Source organism: Psychrobacter sp. UBA6291, from assembly GCF_002439405.1.
Lineage (GTDB): Bacteria > Pseudomonadota > Gammaproteobacteria > Pseudomonadales > Moraxellaceae > Psychrobacter > Psychrobacter faecalis.
Map to the genome: position 1 here is coordinate 56,357 of NZ_DJUD01000047.1, position 20,447 is coordinate 76,803.

Consider the following 20,447-nt stretch of genomic DNA (forward strand, 5'->3'; position numbering starts at 1 on the left):
TATCAAAGCGATTTAAACTATTTAAGTATAGTCTTAAGACGACAGCTTTGAAACGATAGTTGCGCCGCTCAATCAACCTTATTACCAACTAAGAGACGTAAACGGATGAACTTTTCGAGACAAGCCTTATTGGGCATTGGGATGATTATTGGCGGTAGCGTGATGCTGTACGCCATGGTGCAACAAATTGGCGATAGCAATAAAACAAAACCTGCTTCAGCGATGATAGAAAAACAAAGCCCGGCGCAAGAATCTCCACAACCCTTGACGACTGATATCGAGACTGAAAAGCGCATCTTGGCACAAAAACAAAAAGAGCGCGCCGCCCGCGTAGCAGAGCAAGAAAGACGTGCACAGCAATTTTTAAGTGAGCAAGAGGCGGCTGAAGCGCAAGCATTGGCCAAAGCGCGCGCCGAAAGTCAGCAATATTTGGCAAGCACCGCACCTGCTAAAGATAAAGAAGCCGAGGAGAGTAAAGACGCTGAACAAGACACGGCGACCGCGACCAAATCTAGTACAGATAGCGATAATACTGCCACGGCAACTGAGAGTGATAATAGTGCCCGTGAGCAGCAAAAAGTGGCTCAAGCGCAACAAGAAGCCAAGCTGAAAGAACAAGCAGCAGCTAAAAAGCTAGCAGAGAGTAAAAAGGAAGCGGAAGCAAAAAAGCAGGCAGAGGCTAAAAAACAGGCTGAAGCTGAGAAAAAACAAAAAGCTGCAGAAATCGCTAAAAATGAGGTGCCAAAATCGCCTACGGATTATCAGGTCAAAAAGGGTGATGGGCTGATTAAACTGGCACGGCAACACAATATGCCCGTAGAAGTCTTGGCACAAGCGAATAACCTTTCACCGTCGACCTCGCTACAACTGGGTCAGAATATCACCATCCCATCGCGTCAGCAGGTTGATCGCTTAGCACGTGAAGCAGCAGCGGCTGAAAAAGCGCGTGAAGAAAAGCGTCAAAAAGAAGAAGCGTTAGCGAAAAAATCGGCCGATGCCAAGCGTGAAGCGCAGCAGAAACTGAACGAAGCGCGTAAAGAGGTGAAAGAAACCGATGCTAAAGGCAGTTTTGGTGTACAAGTGGCACTGGCGAATGACCAAGCCAAAGCGGATGAGTTGGCAAAAAAATTCCAATCAGCAGGCTATCAAGTCAAAACCAGTCCTACCAGTCGTGGTGTGCGCGTCATCGTCGGTCCTGAACGCGGTAAAGTGGCCGCTTTGGCGCTAAAAGATAAGATTAATAGCGACCCGAAAGTTAATACGACAAGTGCTTGGGTTTTATACTGGCGCTAAAATAAATTTAAATTGCTGCAATCTGATAGCCATTAGCGCTAAATAAACCGCACAATTTTAACTACGCCCGTTTTCACTTTTATCATTCTCACTAAATTTTTTAACACGACATCTATTGTCGTGTTTTTCGTTTTATCGTTTGCCGATTGGGGCCAGCTTGGTTACGATGTGCGCCGCTATTTTCTGTTTCTTCCTGTTCTTTTCTGTACTGTATAACCTGTCAGCCTATAAAGGCTGCCCTGCCGCGGTTAGCTATGTTTCGTCATTTTATTTAATGACATCCTCTACGTAGCTGACGGCTTTAATTATGTATAAGGTAAAACCATGTCATTTGGCGTTATATTTTTAATATTGGCAGTTGGATTTGTCGGGCTGATCACCCTGCCAAAACTGTTTTCTGATAAGCAGGCCACTGAGCCTGAGCCACCACCTGTGCGCGGTGATGAGCTGGCTATTTGGCCATTTGCGCCCATGCCTATTATGACTGATACGGAAGTTATCTTCTTTAAAAAGTTAAAAAATGCCTTGCCCGAATATCATATCTTTGTCCAAGTTCAGCTGTCTCGTATCATTGAAGCAAACAGTGACGAAACCTCGGAGCGTAGCTTTTGGTTCAATCGCATTTGTCGCCAAAGCGTCGACTATGTCATCGTGGATATCGATGCGCAGACTACCTTGCTGGCCATCGAGCTTGATGATTGGACGCATAATAGTAAAGCGCGGCAAAAGGCGGATGATAAAAAGGATAAAGCGCTTGCCAGTGCCGGTATTGCTATCGTGCGCTTTCATGCCGAACGCATGCCGAGTGCCGATATGCTCAGATATGAACTGATGCAGGTGATTGAGAGTTATTGAGGTTATAATAAAAACTTAACCTTTATCTTTTGCTTAGCCAAGCTTTTTAGGATAAATCACAATCGGCCTGTCACCTTCAAAATATAATCCTGTTCTTAAAACACCGTTTTCAGAATAGATAAGTGGTAACAGCCGATTGTCATAAAAGTCGCGCTTGCTAAACCATTCAATATAATGAGCGGCGCGTAATGCAGTTACATCAATCGTTGCAAGCGTGGCATTATCAGCTTTATCGCACCATTCGTGCATCGGAAAGCTAGGTGTTAGCCAATGAGGGTAGACGAAATTAGCGATGTTCATTGGCAAAAAGAAGCGTCCTTTAATGACGCCATAACGCTTATCAATCTTCACTTGGCCATGACTTTTAGTCTCGACCCACACCGTACGAAACTGTTTGGTTTGCATGTGGGTCATTTTGCGCTGTAAATTGTCGTTAGAATTGATACCGACCCAATTTATCGGCGCAAACGGTGCTGAACCCATAAAAAACTTAATCGCCAGCTCCCAATGCTCAACCAGATTGTCTTCATGATTATACAAAATCAAATCCAGCTCGCCTGTTGTCTGCTTGCCATTGTATAACTGCACGTTATTGGCAAGCGTCTCGTACCGATGTAATTTGCGTGCAAAGCCATCTTCTAGCCAAAACGATAACAATCCTTCAAAGTGAAAACCCAAGCGATTGGGGCTAGGACGTTTTAATAAATAGCGGGTTAATGCCTGATAGTCATTGGTGGTATCCAACTCTTTTAAACGCGGCTTATAAGCTTCAAACTGCTGTTGCCAAAAGTCTGCGCTATGTATTGCAACTTTGTGGGTAGTTTGATGCGGTGCGAAATCCAACCATGTCGTCAAGACGTTAGGGCAGGCGAGTACATACGCCAAATCACGCACAAAAGGTCGCCGATAAGCTTCCCAAGGTGCATAGCTATCAAGGCGCGGCGTAAGCTCAGACATAGGACAAACCAGAGTAAATATAAAGTATTTACCCTAGCGACTTGCTTACTAAAAGTCTATAGCGAATCGTAATATGTTAAGATTGTAGTCATCTGGCAGAATATATGATTGCCAACCTTTCAGTAATACAGAGGACTAAATTATGAAGTACCTTTTGCAAATCGACTTTCCTTATAGCGGTCCTTTTGGTAGTGCGTTTTTTTATGCCATGAAAGAGCTGGCTGAAGATATCGCAACCGAAAACGGTTTGGTCTATAAGCTATGGACGGAAAACGAAGCAACGCAAGAAGCGGGCGGTATCTATGTGTTTGATAATTTGGACGATGCCAATCGTTATTTAGAAAAGCATACCCAAAGACTGACTTCATTTGGTTTTAAAGATATCAAATCCAAAGTCTTTGTTATTAATGAAGCGCTAAGTGCGATTACTAAAGCGTCTTTGTAATACTTTATGAAGAATAATGAGCATAAAAAAAGCCAACCATTGATATCAATGGTTGGCTTTTTTGTTTAACTACTATATTTGGTCGGAACGGCAGGAAGTAAAGCGTAAGCTGTAAGCTTTGATGTTAAAGGGTTATTGATTTATTAAAATAAAATATACCGCAAAATATACCGCATTATGCAAAAGTCACTTAGTTTTTAGCCCTCATTTGGCTGTTAAAAGTAAAGATCATAGATTGTAACCTCATTATTATAATGAATATGCCAGCAACTTAGGAATACTTTTTTCTACTTGCAACTTTCTTGCATGGGGTTAAATTGCTGATGACTGCACGCGCGTGATTAATAGCATCTTAAGCCATGAAAAATAGGTGCACATATCGTGCATATGTATTGCGTTTTCTTTGCGCCTTGCTCGCAAAATTAGATAAGCCCAAACTTGTGGTCATCTCAAGCCACTCTCTTAAATATATTACTGCAATTTGCTGATACTAAAATCAACTTGCGCTTTGTTTGCATGGGGTTGTTTTGCTGGCGTGCTCTATCAGTACATATATATAATTTTTGAATAGGTTCAAGCACGCTGTTTATGAGACTAGATATAGCAGCGGCACTGGCAGGGTAAGCGTAAAATATAAAACTATGATTAAGGTTAATAGCTACCGCACAGACTCTCGCATGGCACTCCATCACCATCTCTATCTAAATCATAGTTACCGCACTCAAAAGCTTCCTCAGCCTCACTACAGCTTGTCATCTCATAGCAGTACAGAGGCAACTCCCTACAGTTATCAGCATATTCTTTATCATATGTTGATTCATTGTGAGTACCGCCTTTAGCAAAGAGTTTCTGAGTATCGACATACCCATTATCATTTGCCTTGCCAGTTACACCTATTTGACTGTAAATAATAAACCCAGCTATAGAAACTGCAATCAAGAAGGCCATTGTTTTTCTATAGGGGAGTAGTGCTTTCAATAAATAAAATGCAGCCCATAACGCAATACCTATGATAAGCACTGCGATGAATGTCTGAATAATAAAAAATATACTCACAACCCGATCACAGGTGCCAAGATTCCAATAAACCATAAACCAACGGCTATTTTCAAAACTTGCTGTCTTGTTAGTTTCGACTGCTTAGCAATCGCTATAAACACAAAAGGCAGGCATAAGATGCCAGCCGCGGTAGTCGCTATGAAGCTTACTAATCCTATTACGTGCTCCACAAAGTAAGAGTAATACGCCCCAATAAGTATCACGGCGCCTAGCAATAAACTAAAAGCATAAAGCCCATATTTAATGATTTGTTTTTTCACAACCCTTCCTTGTTAGAACACTTGCATATCAAAGATGCTTAGAATGTGATTGATAGCCCATGCCAGCGGCAGATAGACCACACAGTAAAGAATGCTGCCCAAGATAGCTAAAACGCCAAGTACGACAATAAGTCGTGAATAAAACCATACCACTCCATACACCAGAAGTTGTAGATACTCAATCGCCTTGCTAGATAGACTGGCTTTGCGCCCTGTTCTCAAGATACTTCCTCACCTTACTAGGGATTACCTTCTTATTGCCATCAGTGCTAACGCTCTACCTAAACAACCAAGTATTAGCGCGTGCGCACTCTCTTTGCCTAAACTAACTTCCAAGGCAGTCCGCTAAGCTTATCAAACACACGATATAACAACCATTCTATGAAGTCACGCAAGTTATCAACAAAAGATAAGCGCATCTTGCCATCAATACTAAGTAATCATTTAAGCCCATATGATTCCTACCACTCAATGTGGTCGTTTAGGTTCTCCAAGTAGTTAACATTCTCTGCTGTTTTCGGGTCAGTCTTTACCGCCGGCAAGCCGCGTGCATATAGTGCTTGTAGTTTTCCAGTTTGCGGAGTATTTCTAGAAGGAGATGGAGAGCTAGGTTGTTGACCGGGTAGATTTAAAGTTAACCCGCCTGCGGACACTGCCTTGCCACCATCATTTCTAGCTAAAGGATTAACGCCATAGACGATAGATTTTACTTCTCTTAACGAGGATGCGCCTAGCATTGAACCTAATATCTTGTGTCCTAGCGCGTTCTGATCCTCCTTGCTCATTTTCTTACGACTACGTTCTGGCACCGCATTAAGCACTAAGTCGAACGCCTCTTGATATAGGTTTAGAAACTCTTGCTTATTTCTCGCCGTTCCCATACCTTTTAGTTTCGTGCCAGCTCGTGCAAACGTCGCAGTCGTTGCGGCATCCGATTTGATACCTAAGTTTTTTACATCTTTTAGGGCAGTATTGACGCCTTTAGTAATATTGCTATTGTAGTCTGTCACAGTTAAGGGCTTAACCATATTACCAGCCTTGCTTTTAGATGGCTTTGCTGCCAATGGCTGTGTAAGTGTTGTTTGCACACCGCCCGCTGTGCTTGATCGATGTTTTACTAGGTAGTCTGTTAATGATGTGCCTAACTGGTCTTTAGGGTTATAGCGGCCATTGGACTGCACAAACTTATTCATACCGCCTTTACCGCCAAGATGGGCGACGGCAACCAAGCCGCCTAATGTCACTGGAACGCCATTAATTACTTTGCCTACTGCACCGGTTGCTTGTGCTGCGCTAATCAAATCGTTTACGTGCCACTCATTAACGGCTCGCTGCTGTGCTGCTGGCAAGTTTTTAAACTGGCCTGCTGATATAGGTCTTGAGCCTGTTGCTATTGCGTAGTCTTTTAGGCGGTCATCACCCATCTGTATTAAGCCGCCGTAACCTTTTCCATTGGCATTGGTTCTAAATGCTGCACTATTGCCGCTGCTTTCTGTGCCAGTGAGTGAGCTTATAATCCCATTGACTTGACTGGCTCTATCTTTGCCAAGCGTTACACCTGGTGTCTGCCCTTGGTCGACTCCTGCTTTGTATAAATACTCTTCCATGCGATTGTAGGTCTGTTGGTCGATACGTCCTGCCGCAAGCTCGCCCTGAATGTACGCTAATGATTGAGCATGCCCTGCTTGGTTGTTTTGCTTATCTATTGCGTAGCCATGCAGAGTTTCATCACGCTGTGTTTGATTTCCAAACTTAATGCCCTCTAAGCTGACGGTATAACCATAGTCGCGCTGTGCTTTGTCAGCGTCTTTGGCATCATCGATTTTTGCCTCACCTAGCCTTAATGACAATCTGTCGCTATTTTCATCTAGAGCTTTGCGCCGCTCTGCTTCATAAGCAGTTTTCTCTGCGGCTAATGATTGACCATTCTGTAGTTGTTTATAGCCATTATATAATTGGTCGTAAGTCACCGAATCGGTGCGGATAACCTTGCCTGTTTCTTTATCGATGATGTTTTGGAAGTAATACTCATTGCCGTTTTCGTCGGTACGTGCGGCGATATTGCCTTTCACGTCACGGTCAACGCTGATTTTGTAGGGTAAGTCGCTGTGACTGTTTGCGCCTTCAACGATGGCATTGATAGCGCCGTTCTTATCGCCTAAGTTTTTAAAATACTCAACCTGATTGAATGTTTTTCCATAGTTTCTGGCGTTGACTGAATCGGTGCGAGCGTCTTTTGTTTCATCAAGTTTAATTTGATTGCCTTGCAAGGTTACATCATGGTTTTGCTGCTCTCGTAAATCCGCCTGCTGTTGGCGGTTGCGGTTGTACTGCTTGTCTGCTACACGCTCAGCCTCGTCTTTTTTGTCCTGATCATAACCCATGATATTTTTGGCGAACTGATTAGTGAACTGTGCAATGCCGGTTAAGCTACTCATAACAATCTCCTAGTTACATCCAAACGCCGGTGCCGACGGTGGTCTTTGCTGGCTTATTTCTATATTGATCCCATGCTTTGAAAACGGTGCCACCAAGATCGGCCCAGCTTTTAGCAGCGTTATCGGCATTGGTTTGCGACTGTGTGGCGCGGTTGGCATAGGTTTTTGATAGGGCGGTTGACGCGCTATCAATGTTTGATTGCACGCCATTTAGCTTATTGATGCCGGTTTGATTGGCGTCTTGGTAACGTGCAAAGGTTAAATCTTTAGCTCGGTCCATTTCTTGCTGGAGCGACTGATTGATTGTTTCTGCCAGCGCAAGGCCGCGAGATAAAGACAATTGACGGCCTAATGCGTCAGCACGCCCACTGTTAGGATTGACACCCATGCGCTGCATCTGTCTTAGGCGTGCGGCTTCTGAATTGGCAAACTGCGTGTTCACATCGCCTATAGCGCGTGTGGTCACGCCATCGATATCAGGCTTAACCCCTTGCGTGACTAGGGATAGATAACCTTTTTCAATCGGACCGTATATTTTATCGTAGTCCTCTTGTCTTTTTCTTGCATCATCATACTGCTGCTGCTGCTGCATATCTAGCGACTGCTGGTTAGCTTTATCTGCTTTTTTCTGCTGCTTATCTTTTTCTTTACCGCCCAGAAATCCAGCGGCGCCGCCAATTACAGCGCCAGCCGGTCCGCCTGTTAAAAATCCCGTTGCTGCACCTAGAACCCCACTTAGAAAACCCATGATACCCTCGCTTACTTTTACTATTAATTTATTGTTGATGAATTTTAGACACGAGAAAAACCCAATCATCTGTTAATGACTAGGTATCTGTTTGTTGTGAGGTGGCAAAGGCTGCCTAATTACTGCAAGTGGAACAAGGTATTACTATGTTTTAATTATAGCAAAATAACGTGTAAGTGTTCTGATGAATAGCAGAAATCCAGTTTCGCTACACTCTCAGCTCAACTCTAAAACAGCCTCGTAAATATGTCGCTCCGCATTACTCAGATGCTCCTGAACCTTGCGTACATGACTGCGCTTAGTTGTGCCCTCGCCATGCTCGTACTCACTCACCACCGATTTACTTAGTTTTGTGTAAGACATGCCGTATAGATAATAGTGCCTTATAATCTTAGCCCACATCATAAGTTCTTTATCACCTGATTGCCTCATGCCTCCTAATTCACGGTCTATCAGCGTGTAATAAGCTTCGTCGTTCATGTCCCACAGCACTGGACGACTTCTTTCGCGACTTTGCTGCACATTGTCACTTAAGACCTTTGCCATAGGTGACTGATAGCCCAAATGACCGCCAACCTTCTCACGATTGCAAAAATCACCCCAGCCAGTCAACCAGCTTTGCACCTCTAATAAATCAATCGCTTTAATTTTTCCAGTATTATTGCTCATCTCTCACCTTCAAAATAACGCACAATATTTTTTTTGATAATATAACTCTGTGACTTGCCAGCCTATAGCGCGTCTGTAGTAAGATTATTGGCACCAAAAACCAATGCATCAGCTCTCACTTACTCGCAAAAATAGATAAACCCAAAATTGGTTTTATCTCAAGCCAGCCTCTTAAATATATTACTGTGATTTGCTGATACTAAAATCGACTTGCAACTTTCTTTCATGGGGTTGAATTGCTAACCACTATGCATACTCATTTATATGCAATTTTAGCCTTGCGAAAATACCCGTGGCTCGCCGGTCTCAGGGTCTAAATTGAAAATTCTCTGCGGATTATGTTTGCTGCTATTAGGGCTGTCGGATTGCCGCTTGTTTCCAGTATCTCTACTGTCTCTCGCGCCATTACTTCCGGTGTCATCCATGCTTCTTGTGATAGCTTCATTGGGCTTTCCTCTTTTATTCTGTCTAACTCCTCTATCTGCTCGCTCGTTAAGTCCAGTAGCGTTTTCGGTTCTTTGTCCATTTTCCCAATCTCCAAATTATCTTTTAAATAAAGGCATACGCTAGACGTACACCTTTCGGTATTGGCTTAGGTTCACCCATTGGGTGAGGGTGTCCTATCAAGCTCGGATTGTTCAGTGTTATCTCTCGGCTCTAGTCTGCCCAACTCAATAGACTGGCTTAAGCGTTTGGCTTTGTCATTGATAACTTGCTGTCTATCGGCTGGCATGGCTGCTAGGTAGTCGTCTAGGTTGGTAAGTTGTGTCATTGGTTATCCTCTAACCACTAAACGATCAAGCCTCTATAAAAGGTTCGGCTTTAGGGGTTAAGGTGACTTGTAAGCCCATGCCGTCAATGATCTTTAGCATGGTATCAAAACGTGGCTTTTCGGACTGCAAGGTTTTATAAAGACTTTCGCGTCTTATGCCTGTCTTTGCTGCCAACTCATTCATACCTTTTGCGCGTGCAACATCGTTTAATGCTTGGATAAAGTCACTAGGTGCGCCATCGCTCAATGCTTCATTCAAGTAAGCATTAATTAGTGTTTCATCTGTTAGGTACTCTGCTACGTCAAAACGGCTAGTTTTAATATTAGTCATTGGGGTGTTCCTTTTCTTGATCCTTAACTTGCTGCCATAAGGTGCAAGCCTTAGAAATATCGTTTGTTTGGCTGTCTTTACTGCCACCTATCAACAATAGATAGAGTGTATCGCCTTGCTGGGCATAATAAACACGGTAACCATTGCCTTTGAATATTCGCATCTCATAGATACCGTTTGTATTGGCTAGTGGTTTATGGTCACCAAAGTTACCGCCTTGCGCTCGCTTGATACGTGCCAATATGCCAACTTTGCCTAACGGGTCTTTGAGCTTATGCAGCCAACGTTCAAACTGTTCTGTTTGGTCAATATTAATCATCATAGGAAATTATTAGTAAACTTATAATTGATTGTAAACTTTCGGATAATAGATAACAAGTTATGATTGTACTTGCTGTGTTGCTTATCGTTGATTTATAAAAAAAGGCAGACGCTAACGCCTACCTTTCAATATTATTAGGGTTCGTTATGATAACGATACCTACTTGCTAGCTAAGAATTACTGCCAAAATCAGGGATTGCGTCAAGATCGTTCATCATCGGACTGTGGTTGGTAAAGCGCGAGTACCTACCTTCAAAACCTAGTCGAACCGTTCCGACTTGGCCTTGTCGGTTCTTAGCGATAATTACTTCTGCTACGCCTCTATCTTTTGATTTATCGTTATAAACCTCGTCACGATATAAGAATGTAGTGGTCAACTAATTTAGGACACCTGATAAGAGGTTTTTGTTAAAGTAGCGTTTCTCTTTTTCTAGCGGTGTTAAATAGTCATTAAAACGGTGTGGTCTCACTGACTGATAATAGCCCCAAATATAATCAATAATAGCAGTCCGAGCTTCAGCAATATTCTCATAACCGCCCTTTGGCATCCATTCTGTTTTAAAGCTCCTGAAGAACCTTTCAGTTGGCGCGTTGTCCCAACAGTTACCTTTTCGGCTCATGCTCTGCTTCATGCCATTACAACTTGCCACGGATTCAGCAAACTTCTTGCTAGTGTAATGGGTGCCTTGATCAGAGTGAAACAACACCCCACTTGGCTTTAAGCGCGACTGATACGCCATCTGCAGCGCTTTGGTTGTCAGCATACTGTCAGGCGAATCTGATACAGCAAAGCCAACAATACGACGAGCATATAAATCTAAAACGATAGCTAGGTAGCACCAGCCGCCTTTAATGCGAACATAAGTGACATCACCTGTCCAGACATGATTGGGCGATGTGGGGCTAAAGTTACGGTTCAGTATATTGTCATGAGCTTTGTGTTCTTCATCAGCATGCTTATATTTATGCGTTTTCAATTGACAGCTTTTAAGCCCCATGCTGCTCATAAGTTTACCTACCATATAACGGGTCAGCTTGATGCCGTGTTCATTCATTAGTATAGCGGCAATGCTGCGAGCGCCTGCTGAGCGCTTTGAGTCGTTAAATATTTGGCGGACTAATGCTTTAGTTTTGACGGCTTCAAGGCTGATGGGCTTGGGCTTTAGTCCATAGTAGTAACTGCTCCTCAATACCCCAAACAACTTGCATAAAAGGCTTTTACTGGCCTGTTTGTCTTGCTCTGCAAGCTTGCTTATCAGCGATAGCCGTTCAGGCTGTCCAAGGCCAGCAGAGCAGAAGCCTTTTTTAATATGTCGCGCTCCATAGTCAGCCGCTTAACCTGCTTACGCAGCTCTTGAAGCTCGCGCTGTTCATCCGTTAAAGCGTTGCCGGCTTTAGGTGCTTGGCCACTCATTTCTTGACGGTACTGACTCAGCCATTTCTGCAGGGTAGATTTGCCAATACCCAGTGAGCTTGCCACATCAGGTATGGTGCGGTTGTGATCAGTGACTAAGCTAATCGCTTCTAATTTAAATTCTCGGGTATATTGGTTGCGTTTGTTGGTCATACTATTTTCCTTCTTTGGGTTAGTATAGCCTCTTAGCAGTTGTCCAATTTAATTATGCCACTACAGAACATAATTACATCGGCCTCTTGCTCGATTGCTCCTGACTCCCTCAAGTCACTCATAATAGGCCGCTTGTTAGGTCGGCTCTCTAAGCTGCGGTTCAACTGTGACAATAGTATAACGGGGCAATTAAACTCTTTACCGAACGCTTTCAAGTGCCTTGTCACCTCACCAAGTGCATTCACTCGATCCTTACCATCAATACCGCCCATAATCTGCAAGTAATCAATCATGATAACTCCAATCTCGCCATGCTGATTGCGGACTTTATTCAAAGTCGTTCGCATCTGATGATAAGTAATCAATGATCCCGACTCGATGAACATAGGATATTCTTTGCTATAGTCTCTGACCGTGTTGTTTAGGTTTGCCCAATCATCGGTACTGACATTCATGCCACTTCTGACCGCGCCTAAATCAACTCCTGCCATTGACGACATGAAGCGCTGCATAACAGACGAGTCCGTCATCTCTAGACTAAAGAACACGCCAGCCTTGCGCTTGTAATTACCCTTGCTGTCTGTGTAAAAGCTATCTTTAACCATACTCTGTACTATATTCTGACCGAACGTAGTCTTACCCATCGAGGGACGCGCTCCCACTACTACCAAGTCACCGTTTTGTATGGGTGATCGGTTATCAAGATCAATAAAGCCAGTAGGCGAGAACGGCATCACTTCGCCCTTGCTTGCTGCTTGCAAGTTAGTAAAGAAGTCACCCATCAACGAGCCAACAGATCGTGCGCCGCTACCACTTTTGTTGGTATCAATGACAGTTGTTAGCTGCTCAATGATACCGTTCACCTTATCATCAAGACGCGTATCAGCTTGCTTTAATTCGTCCTGCGCTTGTAGAAGCACCCGATTGACAGCTCGATACTTTGACAGCTCTAGTATGCGATCAGCATAGGCCACAAGGTTGAATAACGTAGCTGGGCTTGTGCTCAATATCTCGGCAAGATAACTATCAGAAACATCATCACTATAATTATTAGCGGCTAACCAATCGTGAACCATAACCGTATCGTATGGCAGACCGTCTTTATCCAATGCTTTGACTGCTTGGAATATTAGCTCATGCTTGGCTGACGCAAAGTCGTTCGCATCAATCTTGCTGACAACAAGCTCCAAAGACTTCTCTATGCTCATGAGTGAAGCTAATAGCGCCTTTTCTATATCCATATTATAAAAGCTCATACTTCTAACCCCGCTTTTTCCATGCTCGCTTTGTTTGCTGCTATCTGCTCCTCACGACTTAAGCTCTTGGTCTGTGGCTGTGAGTCGAACGAGTCACTACGGTTACTGTGAGGACGAGCACTACTGCTTTGCTCTGCGTTAGTGTTATCTAACTCTGTGATCTCATCAAGCCAGCCCTCATTATTTAAATAAGTCATAGGGTGCTTGCGATAGCTCTTGTTGGGCGTTGACCTAACATATCTTGGAACATGAGCCATGATTAGCTTTTGTGTCTCAATACTAAGCGATAGCCACTTAGCCTTGGGTTTTGCTAAACCTCCTTTCTTATAGTCATAAGCATTCCAAAAATCATCAAACGGTAAGCTAGTTAATGGTTCTTGGTTAGTGGTTAATGGTTTATGGTTAGCATTGCCTTCGCATTCCGTTCGCAATGCGTTCGCATCATTAACACTTGAACTCTTGATTTTATTAGCCTTAGCGTCTTTTTTCTTCCATCTAACGTTAGCAGATTTACGCGCTTTATCTGATTTCGTCTGATATTTAGCGATCTCTTTCTCTGCTCTGTCATTCACATAACCGTCATCAGTCAGCTCAAAGAAATAACGCAATACGTTCGCAATGCGTTCGCATTCCGTTCGCATATTAATCAACATAGCTATTTCGTTAATATCGTCAGGTAGTGGACACTCATTTAGGTATTGATAGTCCAACATTCTGCGATAAGCCAAGTCCTCCATAGGCTCAAGGAAGCTCGTTTTACTCATATAGTCTTTTGGGTGAAATGTGTAGTAGTGCATCACTCATCCCCTATAACATCGCTGGCGCGTGATATACTATTATCAGAATCAGCTAACTTAGTTAGTTGGATTTTACCTGCCAGCCCTTGCCGTGTGGCTGCATCAAAATTATTCATTACCACTGTCAAGCCTGTGCTAAATGCACGGGCTTTTTCATGGGTGGCTGTTTGTGGTGTGGTGGTCATCTTTTCCCCCTTGCTTGCGACTGGTTCGGCTTGCGCTCGGCTCTATACTTCTTGTAATAGCTCTTACGCTTGGCATACTTACGGCTTTGTTTTGGCTGTGGGTAAAGCTTCATAATTGAACCCTCCACATGCTGCAAATAATGGCAAGTTTTGTGGTACCTGCCAGCCTGTAAAATACGCTTTTCAAGGGGTGAAAATAACCAGTTAAAAACTCATTTATTTTCGGCTGTAACGGGACATAGGGAATAATTTTTGACGGCTCACAATGAGCATTTAAGGGTCGATTTGAACGGGTTAAATCACTCATGATCTACCCCCGATTTGCCGTAACTCGTCATTGCTAGGGGTTCTTTGATTTCCTTTACCTTGCTAAGTAGCAACTCTGTCCATGCGCTTGTTGAGTCATGGGTGATACGCGCCATAGATACAGCAGTGCTTGCCTCGATTTTCCCAGTGTAAATAAGCCATAGCAGTTGACCAATATCATCTAGAGCAGTAGCAGCACCTTCCATGTCACAAGCAATATCCGATAAATCAAAAGCAGATATTAAAACCACTTCGTCATCATCGGCGGCAGTAGTGTCAATCACTGTGCGCTGGCTTGATTGGTTGCCCCTGCCACTGTATAGCGTTGCAACTGCTTGGCGGTTGGCTGGCGTGTCTTGGAATAATGACGGCTGATAATCGCCTGTTTCTTTGTCGCATGACGGCACAAAGTAACCTTTATCATCGTAGTAGATGTTGCTGCCATCGTGAGTAAGTGCCAATAGGTCACGCTTGCCGTATGGGTCGGCTGTCAGTACAAACGAGGTAAAGCTTAATGATGGGCATAGAACACTGTCACCAGCTTTGAATGTGGCTAGTGTAGGGGTGTTTTTAGTGTTTGAGGTCGTACGGATTGAATTAGGCATGATAGCCTCCTGAATGTTTTGTGTGTGTGTTTTCAATCATAAAAAAAGGGTAAAACGGGACATTAACAACCGCATTCAGGCGGCGGAACTTATTTCCCACAAGGGGTATTGTATTAGGTTCACTTATCCCGTCATAACGTACGGCACTGTGTCCAGTGTCATAGGTATAACGATTACTACTTGTCACACTGTTATTCGCGTCCGTGGTAACTTGCTGGGTGTTAATCAGGTCAGTTTTAGACACAAAAATAGCCAAAGGTTGACGACTTGGCTTTGCCGCTGAATGTTTTGTTGTGAGGCTATGATAACCGCTGTTATCATCGGTTGCAATCTGTTTTGCGCTGGCTTGGTTGCAAGCCACCAATAACAGTAGTAAGCCAATGCCAGCCACCCATGCCATGAATATAATAAAGCTAGGCAGTAAGTCGCGCTTGCCAGCCTGTGCGTGATTGTGTGCTCCGTCACGGGCGTTTAGACTGATTTTGTTATCGTTGCTCATTTCTTACGTCCTCCACGTTAAAGGCTATTTCTGCTATGCGTGTGGATAGCTCTTTGAGTGCTTCCACTTGTCTGTTACCTGTCGGTAGCAAGCCAGCTAACCTTAATAGCTTATTTTCTGTTTCCACTACCTTGGTTAAGCTGTTAATAGCGGTCACATTGGCGTGTAAGGTAATGATTAGCTGGTCGATAAAGTCATCAGGTATCATCAACATGCCCTCATTTCTTAGCCCGTCCATGACTTGATTTATAAAATCGTTATCACTCATGATTTGCTACCTTCTGTTTCGCTGTGGTCAACATGCAATCCAATTCCTCGGCAATGCCCTCCATCGACTTTGACGCAGCTCTTAGCGCAGTTATGACGGTATTAATAACGCCACTTGATACCGCACAATCTACTTGCACGGCTTGCAATGCCATTGCTAGATGACTGGTATCAATATCGAGTAGCACTATCTGCTCATTGATACTTTCTAACTGGTCGGCTGATACTGATATTTGATTACTCATTGATTGATACCTCATCTTGTGTGATTAGATTACCCATGATGTCCGCGCTCATTTTGCTGGCGTGTTCGCTGTGTGCCAGGAGCGCGGAACGTACCGCCACAATCACGCCCTTGCTTGCTGGGTCGCTGGTTTCTATCAGGTTCAAGGCATAAGCAAGGCTTTCACAATCGTTCGATACGTCTTGTATGTAGTCATCTACATGGCATAGCGTATAAGTATCGACTGCCACTAGGCGCGGTTCTAAGACTTCATTATTATTTTTCACTGTCAATGCCTCCTACAAGTTCAAGGCTGGGCTGCATCTGCTTAAGGGTGCTATCAATATCTTGCTGTAGCTGTGGCTTGATTTGCTTACCACCAATGCAAAGAAAGCGCCCTGCTATAGTGAGCCCAGCATCAACCATGCTTAAGTCATGGCATAAGCCATTAAGTCGTTGGCTAAGTTGCTGTTTCTGATTTGCTATTGAGTCAAAGGCCCGTATAACCATTAGTTGAAAGCGCGGGCTAATCCACATCGCATAGCTATAAACAAGCTCACGGCATACAAAAGTGCCTTGCTGTTGTGACTCGCCACCTTGAATGACTTTGTAAGCTATTGAATTTGTTCCGTTACTCATATCTGAGGAACGCTCTATTTCATCAATTAAACCCTTTGTGGCTTCTAACCGCATAAAGTTACTGGCTTGGTGCTTCTTATTACTGCCACTGGCTCTATGTAGATCATTGAGTGAGTAGAGCCCGTCTTTCATACCTATGGCGCTGTTTGAGATAGTAAGCATGATTAAATACCCTCAGCATCAGTGATTGACTTCATATCAAGTAAGGTTGCTTCATCGAGCCAATAAACCGAAAACCGCTTATCATTGTGCGTGACTATCTCACTTTGAATGGTTAGCCCCGCGGTTCTTAGGTCATGTATGCGCTGTGCTAGGCACGTGATTTGATAAAGGCGGTAAGCGTCCCATGTCGTGATAGTTGCGCCTGTCATTAAATGCGCTTTGACGATCTCTATTTGGGTCTTAGGTGCTTGCTCATTGGTGACGGGTGCGGTGGCTGTAGTAGTCATGGCTTACACCTCCTCGCAAGTGATTGAGGTGTGACTTTCCAGCCACTCGATAACATCAGCATTGCGCCATGCCGTCATAGTAGGGGATAGTTTTACTGGTGCTGGGAAGCGTCCATCGCGTGACCATGCCCATAAGGTACTGCTGCCAAACGGTAAGAATGGTATTAGCTGGCTGGCACGGCTCATGCCTTGTGGTGGTAGATATTTGACGTTTAGGCTTTCGGCTATTTGCTCAATGCTGTTTGATGTGTCATCAGTGAAAGCGATAACGGGATTATCTGTGGTGGTGTGCTGTGTCATGTCAACGACTCCGTACTAAGTGCCACTACGGTAGGTAATGGCTTATCTCGTATGGGTCTATGTTAGGCGGGGGTATCGGCTATCAGGCAAGTGCTATTGCTATGATGTAAGGGCAGTAGTATTGATATGAGGGCATTAAAAAACCCTTGATAGACAAGGGTTCATTGACCTTATAGCAATAGATTAAAAATCTAGCTATCTTTTATATTTTCCACCACTTCGCGCATCGCTATGACGGCAAACTTTATCAATATTTAATGCTAAAGCGTCTGATATACCATCAAAGTTATCTGTTATCCATTTTGTAATAGTGCTTTGTTTAGGTGCTGGCTGGTCAGGGTGGTAGTTAATCCAAAACTCTGTGATAACTGCATTCATTATGTTAATGGCTGGTGTGGTGTAGATGGATTTATCATTATCAGGGTTGGTTGGATCAATATCGCCCGATCTAGTGTTAACTTGTTCTAGATTTTCAAGTTCGGTTACCCTAAGTTTTTCGGCTGATAGTCGTTCTGTTAGCTGTCTAATATATGCTGCTGGGTCGACTGGTATAGTGTCGTTGAAATCTTTATAAACATAGTGATTGCGTGCCAGCCATATTTTGACCTGCTGAGCCTCTATTTCTTGTTCCTGATTGAAAGGTATTAATTCACCTGAATTGATACCCGAGTCTATCCACATCATGTATAAAACGAATTGACGATCACTACTCCTAGAGTTTGGGGGGTAGTTAAGTATCAAACAAACTATTTGATTAGGTGTGAATGATTCATAAGTAACTAACTCTTTTTGATACTCGCCTAAATCTGTATGCGTCTTAACGTGTATTAACTTTTCACTCGGTTGGCTTGTTTCTTCCCAATCCTTAGTCATGTTATTTTGAGTTGAAGTTTGTATTGCTTGTTGAGTGAGAGTCGTATCATTAACAGCGTCATTACCAAAGGTATCATCGGTTAGTGTTTGATTTATGTCCTGCTCGAGCTCTATAGCCGGCTTATCTATACTACTTCTATTAAACATACTGTCTAACTGCTCAACTGGGTAAAGAAATTCACTAACAGTATGGCCATAACCCTCAACGAAACTTCCGCAGCTTAAATGTAAGAAGCACTTATCTATACCTTCCGTCCGCTTTTGATGATCTGTAGCTACTGGTGCTGGGTTACCAAAGATTTTATAAGGGCGAACATGTTGTCCATTAAGGGTTAAACAGTTTGGCACACAAGTGAAGTAGTCTTGATATAAATCAACCAGGTCATAAGCATTGGCAGAAAAATACCCCTGTAATCTGCACGTATCTTTTTTTACCTCCTCCCATTTGTTTTCTCCAACAAATTTTGCATAGGTTGCTGTTATTTCGCCTCGATAGAAAAATACTGGGGTTAATTTACTATCAGTAATAGCTTCTAATAGTAAATCTGTAGTCCTTCTCGCGTTCCACTTATAACCCTTCTGATCTAAAAAAGTAATCAGTTCATCAAAATCTAGATAGTCCTGTTCCATTGTCACACCCTCACACCCTTAAATCAAAGTAGGTGCAAGGCAGTGATAGCTTAAGGGTGTGAATAGCTATCGTTCGGGGGATCAGCCCTAGCCTTGCATAGTCGTTATTACATGGGGTTATCCATGCTTCTGTGCTTGTTGTTTGAAGTTACCGTGTATGACGTTATCAATCTTGCCAGCGTAGGCATCATCAATGAAGTTTGCCCACTGGTGCATCATCTTGGTTCTATAGGGTAGATGCTGCGCCCCGTTATATGCTTTGCTTACCTTGTTCTCTTTCTCGTGTGCCAGTTGCAGCTCTATTGCTTCGTGCATAAATTCTTGTTCGTGTAGGGTAGTGCTGGCAAGTCCACGGAAGCCATGACCAGTCATACGCCCTTTGTAGCCCATGCGCCATAGGGCAGTGATAAAGGCGTTTTCACTATATGGCTTACGGGTTGTGGTATTAAAGAACACATACTTATCCGAAAATCCTAGCTCTTTAATCTGCTCTAAGATTGCCATCACTTGAGGCGCAAGCGGTACTAGGTGCGGTCTATCCATTTTCATTTTATCGGCTGGTATGCGCCATACTTTGGCTTGATAGTCTATCTCGCTCCACTCCATAAAGCGTAGTTCTTGAGTTCTCACGAACGTATAGCACATAAACCAAAAGCCTAGCTTCACCAGTAAGTCACCACCATAGGCATCAATATCTTGAAGTAGTTTAGGTAACTGCTGGCTAGTCACACGGCTATGGTGCTTCACCTTATGCGGTTTTAATGCTTCGGTTAGGTCGTTGGCTGGGTTGTGAGTTACTAAGCCCTCACGTATGGCTTGCTTGAATATCTGCCCTGTTTGACGCATTGCACGCCTTGCCATATCGGTTGCGCCCCTGGCTTCGATAGCTTTACCAATGGCCAAAACATCAGGCGCAGTTATGTCCTCTATATTCATGTGACCAATAACGGGCTTAATATCGCGCTGGTACTGTGAGTAGTCGCGGCTATAGGTCTTAGGGGCAATATGGGCTTTGCGGTCGTCATGCCAGCGCTGGGCTATGGCATCAAACGCCTTTGTACCGTCAGTGTCGGCTTGCAAGCGTTTCTTATCGTGCTTAGGGTTGATGCCTTGCGCTATCAAGTCTTTTATCTGTTGGTTACGTTGGCGAGCATCGGCAAGGCTCATTGCTGGATATTTACCAATGGTTAGGCTTTGGCGTTTATCAGCATACTTGTAGTCACTTACCCATACTTTGCTTCCAGTGCTACGAACCCATAGGCGTAGGTTATTACCGTCACTATATTTGTCAGGTCGGCTAGGTGTGCAAGTATCGGACGGCTTAAGTCGTTTGATTTGACTATCAGTTAGGGACATGACGGTATATTTCCATGACGGTATAAGATATACCGTAAAATATACCGCACTTTAACATGGATTACCATGCTTTATGATGGCTTGTTATGTAGGGCGTATTGTTTGAAGCGCCCATAGAAAAAGGGCAGACGGTCAATGACGGTCTGCCCTAAATCTATGTTTGGTCGGAACGGCAGGATTTGAACCTGCGACCACTACACCCCCAGTGTAGTGCGCTACCAGACTGCGCTACGCCCCGAATGACTGACTATTTTACGCAAAATTATGCATATTGCAAGGGCTATTTATTTTAGTCAAAATCTACAATGGCATTTTACTTATCACAGTCAGTTGCATACATAGTTAT

At 43.6% G+C, this 20,447-nt stretch carries 30 protein-coding genes and 1 tRNA gene; 3 read left to right on the forward strand and 28 right to left on the reverse strand.

Annotation, left to right across the window (positions count from 1 at the left end; translation table 11 throughout):
* Positions 1-105 precede the first annotated feature (105 nt).
* Both B3R91_RS07960 and B3R91_RS07965 read left to right on the forward strand, forming a co-directional pair.
* On the forward strand, positions 106-1,293 hold the full coding sequence (locus tag B3R91_RS07960) for an SPOR domain-containing protein (RefSeq protein ID WP_191691551.1): 1,188 nt from the start codon (positions 106-108) through the stop codon (positions 1,291-1,293).
* 324 nt (positions 1,294-1,617) lie between these two features.
* Positions 1,618-2,148, forward strand: a complete 531-nt coding sequence (locus B3R91_RS07965) for a DUF2726 domain-containing protein (protein ID WP_144296353.1) — start codon at positions 1,618-1,620, stop codon at positions 2,146-2,148.
* 33 nt (positions 2,149-2,181) lie between these two features.
* Here the strand turns inward: B3R91_RS07965 and B3R91_RS07970 are convergent, their stop codons facing one another.
* Positions 2,182-3,105 carry a DUF1853 family protein gene (locus tag B3R91_RS07970; protein ID WP_286797128.1) on the reverse strand — a complete coding sequence of 308 codons (924 nt, stop codon included), beginning with the start codon at positions 3,103-3,105 and terminating at the stop codon, positions 2,182-2,184.
* A 142-nt stretch (positions 3,106-3,247) separates the two neighbouring features.
* On the opposite strand from B3R91_RS07970, the gene B3R91_RS07975 reads away from it, so the two are divergent.
* Complete coding sequence (locus tag B3R91_RS07975) at positions 3,248-3,550, forward strand: monooxygenase (RefSeq protein ID WP_286797129.1); 303 nt, start codon at positions 3,248-3,250, stop codon at positions 3,548-3,550.
* Positions 3,551-4,201: 651 nt separating this feature from the next.
* Here B3R91_RS07975 and B3R91_RS07980 read toward each other — a convergent pair.
* From B3R91_RS07980 to B3R91_RS08110, 27 genes are all read right to left on the reverse strand, one after another.
* A complete protein-coding gene (locus B3R91_RS07980; RefSeq protein ID WP_286797130.1) occupies positions 4,202-4,606 on the reverse strand; it encodes an excalibur calcium-binding domain-containing protein in 405 nt (134 codons plus the stop codon).
* Positions 4,603-4,869, reverse strand: coding sequence for a hypothetical protein (locus tag B3R91_RS07985; protein ID WP_286797131.1), 267 nt, complete (start codon positions 4,867-4,869; stop codon positions 4,603-4,605). The genes B3R91_RS07980 and B3R91_RS07985 overlap by 4 nt, the downstream gene beginning before the upstream one ends.
* Positions 4,870-4,881: 12 nt before the next feature.
* The gene (locus B3R91_RS07990) at positions 4,882-5,091 is read right to left on the reverse strand and encodes a hypothetical protein (protein WP_286797133.1); all 210 of its coding nucleotides are present in this window, start codon (positions 5,089-5,091) and stop codon (positions 4,882-4,884) included.
* 239 nt (positions 5,092-5,330) lie between these two features.
* The gene (locus B3R91_RS07995; protein WP_286797135.1) at positions 5,331-7,307 is read right to left on the reverse strand and encodes a hypothetical protein; all 1,977 of its coding nucleotides are present in this window, start codon (positions 7,305-7,307) and stop codon (positions 5,331-5,333) included.
* Positions 7,308-7,320: 13 nt separating this feature from the next.
* Complete coding sequence (locus tag B3R91_RS08000) at positions 7,321-8,055, reverse strand: hypothetical protein (RefSeq protein ID WP_286797136.1); 735 nt, start codon at positions 8,053-8,055, stop codon at positions 7,321-7,323.
* Positions 8,056-8,271: 216 nt separating this feature from the next.
* Positions 8,272-8,724, reverse strand: a complete 453-nt coding sequence (locus B3R91_RS08005; protein WP_286797137.1) for a hypothetical protein — start codon at positions 8,722-8,724, stop codon at positions 8,272-8,274.
* Positions 8,725-9,037: 313 nt separating this feature from the next.
* Positions 9,038-9,250 carry a hypothetical protein gene (locus B3R91_RS08010; RefSeq protein ID WP_286797139.1) on the reverse strand — a complete coding sequence of 71 codons (213 nt, stop codon included), beginning with the start codon at positions 9,248-9,250 and terminating at the stop codon, positions 9,038-9,040.
* A gap of 72 nt (positions 9,251-9,322) precedes the next feature.
* Positions 9,323-9,496, reverse strand: a complete 174-nt coding sequence (locus tag B3R91_RS08015; RefSeq protein ID WP_286797140.1) for a hypothetical protein — start codon at positions 9,494-9,496, stop codon at positions 9,323-9,325.
* A gap of 25 nt (positions 9,497-9,521) precedes the next feature.
* A complete protein-coding gene (locus B3R91_RS08020) occupies positions 9,522-9,827 on the reverse strand; it encodes an addiction module antidote protein (RefSeq protein ID WP_286797142.1) in 306 nt (101 codons plus the stop codon).
* Positions 9,820-10,149, reverse strand: coding sequence for a type II toxin-antitoxin system RelE/ParE family toxin (locus tag B3R91_RS08025; protein ID WP_286797143.1), 330 nt, complete (start codon positions 10,147-10,149; stop codon positions 9,820-9,822). The genes B3R91_RS08020 and B3R91_RS08025 overlap by 8 nt, the downstream gene beginning before the upstream one ends.
* Before the next feature lie 170 nt (positions 10,150-10,319).
* Positions 10,320-10,526 carry a DnaB-like helicase C-terminal domain-containing protein gene (locus B3R91_RS08030; RefSeq protein WP_414707534.1) on the reverse strand — a complete coding sequence of 69 codons (207 nt, stop codon included), beginning with the start codon at positions 10,524-10,526 and terminating at the stop codon, positions 10,320-10,322.
* Complete coding sequence (locus B3R91_RS08035; protein WP_349681536.1) at positions 10,527-11,459, reverse strand: IS3 family transposase; 933 nt, start codon at positions 11,457-11,459, stop codon at positions 10,527-10,529.
* Positions 11,405-11,716 (reverse strand): transposase, encoded by a 312-nt coding sequence (locus B3R91_RS08040; RefSeq protein WP_286797144.1) that lies wholly within the window; start codon positions 11,714-11,716, stop codon positions 11,405-11,407. Before B3R91_RS08040 ends, B3R91_RS08035 begins: the two co-directional genes overlap by 55 nt.
* Positions 11,717-11,748: 32 nt before the next feature.
* Positions 11,749-12,972: a replicative DNA helicase gene (locus B3R91_RS08045; protein WP_286797146.1), complete on the reverse strand. Its 1,224-nt coding sequence runs from the start codon at positions 12,970-12,972 to the stop codon at positions 11,749-11,751.
* Complete coding sequence (locus B3R91_RS08050; protein WP_286797147.1) at positions 12,969-13,769, reverse strand: YdaU family protein; 801 nt, start codon at positions 13,767-13,769, stop codon at positions 12,969-12,971. Before B3R91_RS08050 ends, B3R91_RS08045 begins: the two co-directional genes overlap by 4 nt.
* Positions 13,769-13,954 carry a hypothetical protein gene (locus tag B3R91_RS08055; RefSeq protein WP_286797149.1) on the reverse strand — a complete coding sequence of 62 codons (186 nt, stop codon included), beginning with the start codon at positions 13,952-13,954 and terminating at the stop codon, positions 13,769-13,771. Before B3R91_RS08055 ends, B3R91_RS08050 begins: the two co-directional genes overlap by 1 nt.
* Positions 13,955-14,253: 299 nt before the next feature.
* Complete coding sequence (locus B3R91_RS08060; protein ID WP_286797151.1) at positions 14,254-14,865, reverse strand: hypothetical protein; 612 nt, start codon at positions 14,863-14,865, stop codon at positions 14,254-14,256.
* Positions 14,858-15,364, reverse strand: coding sequence for a hypothetical protein (locus B3R91_RS08065; protein ID WP_286797152.1), 507 nt, complete (start codon positions 15,362-15,364; stop codon positions 14,858-14,860). Before B3R91_RS08065 ends, B3R91_RS08060 begins: the two co-directional genes overlap by 8 nt.
* On the reverse strand, positions 15,351-15,632 hold the full coding sequence (locus B3R91_RS08070; RefSeq protein WP_286797153.1) for a hypothetical protein: 282 nt from the start codon (positions 15,630-15,632) through the stop codon (positions 15,351-15,353). The genes B3R91_RS08065 and B3R91_RS08070 overlap by 14 nt, the downstream gene beginning before the upstream one ends.
* The gene (locus B3R91_RS08075) at positions 15,625-15,876 is read right to left on the reverse strand and encodes a hypothetical protein (RefSeq protein ID WP_286797154.1); all 252 of its coding nucleotides are present in this window, start codon (positions 15,874-15,876) and stop codon (positions 15,625-15,627) included. Before B3R91_RS08075 ends, B3R91_RS08070 begins: the two co-directional genes overlap by 8 nt.
* Complete coding sequence (locus tag B3R91_RS08080; protein WP_286797156.1) at positions 15,869-16,141, reverse strand: hypothetical protein; 273 nt, start codon at positions 16,139-16,141, stop codon at positions 15,869-15,871. Before B3R91_RS08080 ends, B3R91_RS08075 begins: the two co-directional genes overlap by 8 nt.
* On the reverse strand, positions 16,131-16,655 hold the full coding sequence (locus B3R91_RS08085) for a KilA-N domain-containing protein (RefSeq protein ID WP_286797157.1): 525 nt from the start codon (positions 16,653-16,655) through the stop codon (positions 16,131-16,133). The genes B3R91_RS08080 and B3R91_RS08085 overlap by 11 nt, the downstream gene beginning before the upstream one ends.
* Positions 16,656-16,657: 2 nt before the next feature.
* On the reverse strand, positions 16,658-16,942 hold the full coding sequence (locus tag B3R91_RS08090) for a helix-turn-helix domain-containing protein (RefSeq protein WP_286797158.1): 285 nt from the start codon (positions 16,940-16,942) through the stop codon (positions 16,658-16,660).
* Positions 16,943-16,945: 3 nt separating this feature from the next.
* Positions 16,946-17,242 carry a helix-turn-helix transcriptional regulator gene (locus B3R91_RS08095; protein ID WP_286797160.1) on the reverse strand — a complete coding sequence of 99 codons (297 nt, stop codon included), beginning with the start codon at positions 17,240-17,242 and terminating at the stop codon, positions 16,946-16,948.
* Positions 17,243-17,437: 195 nt separating this feature from the next.
* Positions 17,438-18,745 (reverse strand): hypothetical protein, encoded by a 1,308-nt coding sequence (locus B3R91_RS08100; protein ID WP_286797162.1) that lies wholly within the window; start codon positions 18,743-18,745, stop codon positions 17,438-17,440.
* 117 nt (positions 18,746-18,862) lie between these two features.
* On the reverse strand, positions 18,863-20,101 hold the full coding sequence (locus tag B3R91_RS08105) for a tyrosine-type recombinase/integrase (RefSeq protein ID WP_286797163.1): 1,239 nt from the start codon (positions 20,099-20,101) through the stop codon (positions 18,863-18,865).
* A 161-nt stretch (positions 20,102-20,262) separates the two neighbouring features.
* Positions 20,263-20,339, reverse strand: a tRNA-Pro gene (locus tag B3R91_RS08110).
* Positions 20,340-20,447: the final 108 nt, after the last annotated feature.